A 3,306-nucleotide genomic window follows, 5' to 3' on the forward strand; every position below is an offset into this window, starting at 1 on the left:
GTCCGGTTGCGGGGGACGCCGTAAACCCCCAGACCGGCCCAGCCGCTGGCGGCTGTGCGTTCGGGCGCTTGCGAAGCAGTGCTTCGCAAGCAAAGCGCCCTCACCCTTGGGGGCTTGGCCGCGGCATCCATGCCGCGGACACCCCCGCAACCGGACCCACCCCGCCTTCGACRGGTTCCCGCTGCTGTTGGTGGGTGSKGACCGTTGGTCGGCACGCGGCTGTTGGTAGGTGCTGACCGTTGGTCGGCACATGTATCAGGTCCGTTGGGAATCGCTCGTTGCGTGCTCGAACAATTCGCCCTGCACCACGGCTTCCTTTTCGCGGAAACCGCCGAGGCCGACGCCGACCAGCCGATAGCGGGTGTCGGCGGGCAGGTCGACGCGGGCGCGCAGGGCCAGTGCGATGTCGCGCAGTTCTTCCATCGATTCCGGCGGGCGTTCGGGGGTGAAGCTACGGGTGAGGATGCGGAACTGCGCGGTCTTCAGTTTCAGCACCACGGTGTGGCCGATGCGTTCGGTCTTGCGCGTGGCCTGCCAGGTCTTCCCGGCCAGCTGCACGATCGCCTCGCTCAGGTCTTCCAGCAGCAGGTCCTCGGCGAAGGTGTCCTCCGAAGAGATCGACTGCACCTGCTGGTCAGGCTCCACCGGCCGCTCGTCGACACCACGTGCGCGGTTGTACAGGCTGCGGCCGAAGCTGCCGAAGGCGTCTTCCAGGTCCGGCAGCGTCCATTGCCGCAGGTCGCCGCAGGTGACGATGCCGCGCGCCGCCAGCTTGCCTTCCATCACCTTGCCAACGCCGGGCACGCGGTTCACCGGCAGCGGCAGCAGGAATGCGTCCACCCGCTGTGGCGGAATCACGAACTGGCCGTCGGGCTTGCGCCAGTCCGAGGCGATCTTGGCCAGGAACTTGTTCGGCGCGATCCCGGCCGAAGCGGTCAGGTTGGTTTCCTCGCGGATCTGCGCGCGGATGGTGCGGGCGATGTCGGTGGCCAGTTCGATGCCACTCTTCGGCTCGGTTACGTCCAGGTAGGCCTCGTCCAAGGACAGCGGCTCGACCAGGTCGGTATGGCGCAGGAAGATCTCGCGCACGTGGCGCGACACCGCCTTGTAACGCGCGAAGTCCGGCGGCACGAAGACCGCGTCCGGGCACAGGCGCTCGGCGCGCAGTGCCGGCATCGCCGAACGCACGCCGAACACGCGCGCCTCGTACGAAGCGGCACACACCACTGAACGCGCACCGCGCCATGCCACCACCACCGGCTTGCCGCGCAGTGACGGATCGTCACGCTGCTCCACCGACGCGTAGAAGGCGTCCATGTCGACGTGGATGATCTTGCGCAGTGCGTTCATGGTTGGCCCACATGATACCCGCACCGTACCGGTCCAGACGCCGAAGTATGGTCGTTGTGCATCAACGGGATGCGTGGTTTCAGCTGAAAACACTACGCACGCGTACGGAGACGCGGTTTGATATCCGCCTGATCCGTCGTGCATCCTCGGGAACTCGTTGCCTTGTTTTCGCTTCCAGGATTGCGCTTTCCATGACTCGTCTCCACGCGTTCAACCGCGACCAGCTGCTGGCCAGCGCACGCGGTGAACTGTTCGGCGCTGCCGCCGGCCGGTTGCCCAACGACCCGATGCTGATGTTCGACCGCATCACCGAAATCCGCGAGGACGGCGGTCCGCATGGCAAGGGCATGGTACGCGCCGAACTGGATATCCGCCCGGACCTGTGGTTCTTCGGCTGCCACTTCATCGGCGACCCGGTGATGCCCGGCTGCCTGGGCCTGGATGCCATGTGGCAGCTGACCGGCTTCTTCCTGACCTGGCTGGGTGCCCCCGGCAAGGGCCGCGCCCTGGGCTGCGGCGAAGTGAAGTTCACCGGCCAGGTGCTGCCTGATGCCAAGCTGGTGCGCTACGAGATCGACATCAGCCGCGTCATCAACCGCAAGCTGGTGATGGCCCAGTCCGACGCACGCATGTACGTGGACGACCGCGAGATCTACAACGCCCGCGACCTGCGCGTGGGCCTGTTCACCGAAACCGGGAGCTTCTGATGCGTCGCGTCGTCATCACCGGCATGGGCATCACGTCCTGCCTCGGCAATGATCTGGATACCGTTTCGGCCGCCCTGCGTGAAAGCCGCGCCGGCATCACCGCGCTGGCCGACCACGCCGAAGCCGGCCTGCGCAGCCAGGTCGGCGGTCGCGTCGACCTCGATCTGGATGCGCTGATCGACCGCAAGCAGAAGCGCTTCATGAGCGATGCCGCTGCCTTCGCCTACCTGGCGATGGCCGATGCCATCACCGATGCGGGCCTGACCCCGGAACAGGTCAGCGGCCTGCGCACCGGCCTGATCGCCGGTTCCGGCGGTGGCTCCAGCGAATGGCAGGTGGGTGCGGTGGATCTGCTGCGCAGCCGTGGCGTGCGCAAGGTGGGTCCGTACATGGTGCCGCGCACGATGTGCTCGACCGTGTCGGCCTGCCTGGCCACCGCATTCCAGATCAAGGGTGTCAGCTACTCGCTGTCGGCCGCCTGCGCGACCTCGGCGCACTGCATCGGTGCAGCTGCCGACCTCATCCGCCACGGCGCGCAGGACATCATGTTCGCCGGCGGCGGTGAAGACCTGCACTGGTCGATGAGCGTGATGTTCGATGCGATGGGCGCACTGTCCACCAGCTTCAACGACACCCCCGCCAGCGCCTCGCGCCCGTATGACAAGGACCGCGATGGCTTCGTCATCGCCGGCGGTGGCGGCATGCTGGTGCTGGAGGACTACGACCACGCGGTGGCACGTGGCGCGCACATCCATGCCGAGCTGATCGGCTATGGCGTGACCTCCGATGGCGCCGACATGGTCGCGCCGTCCGGCGAAGGCGCCGTGCGCTGCATGAAGATGGCGCTGCAGAACGTGGACCGTCCGCTGGATTACCTCAACACCCACGGCACCTCGACCCCGCTGGGCGATGTGACCGAGCTGGGTGCGATCCGCGAGGTGTTCGGCGATGCGATTCCGCCGCTGTCCTCGACCAAGGCGCTGTCGGGCCATTCGCTGGGCGCCGCCAGCGTGCATGAAGCGATCTACTGCCTGCTGATGATGCGCGATGGCTTCGTGGCCGGCTCGGCCAACATCGGCGAGCTGGACCCGAGGGTGGAAGGCTTCCCGATCCTGCGCGAAAGCCGCGAGCAGAAGCTGGACACGGTGATGTCCAACAGCTTCGGCTTCGGTGGCACCAACGCGGCGCTGGTGTTCGGCAGGGTGTGATCTGAAAGCGTGCCAACCAAGGTTGGCACCTACCAGAGCGG

General features: G+C 66.7%; 3 protein-coding genes. 2 read left to right on the forward strand and 1 reads right to left on the reverse strand.

Translation table 11 applies throughout. The features are described from left to right. Window positions 1–255: 255 nt before the first annotated feature. Entirely contained in the window at window positions 256–1,350 is a 1,095-nt protein-coding gene (gene dinB, locus AC1DJN_RS21320; protein ID WP_282280040.1) for a DNA polymerase IV, read from the reverse strand. Between the two features lie 191 nt (window positions 1,351–1,541). Here dinB and fabA point away from each other — a divergent pair, with 191 nt between their 5' ends. After that, a complete protein-coding gene (fabA, locus tag AC1DJN_RS21325; protein WP_025878420.1) occupies window positions 1,542–2,057 on the forward strand; it encodes a 3-hydroxyacyl-[acyl-carrier-protein] dehydratase FabA in 516 nt (171 codons plus the stop codon). Beyond that, window positions 2,057–3,265, forward strand: a complete 1,209-nt coding sequence (fabB, locus tag AC1DJN_RS21330; protein ID WP_025878419.1) for a beta-ketoacyl-ACP synthase I — start codon at window positions 2,057–2,059, stop codon at window positions 3,263–3,265. Before fabA ends, fabB begins: the two co-directional genes overlap by 1 nt. Window positions 3,266–3,306: the final 41 nt, after the last annotated feature.

The organism is Stenotrophomonas sp. 05L414_2 (assembly GCF_056397905.1).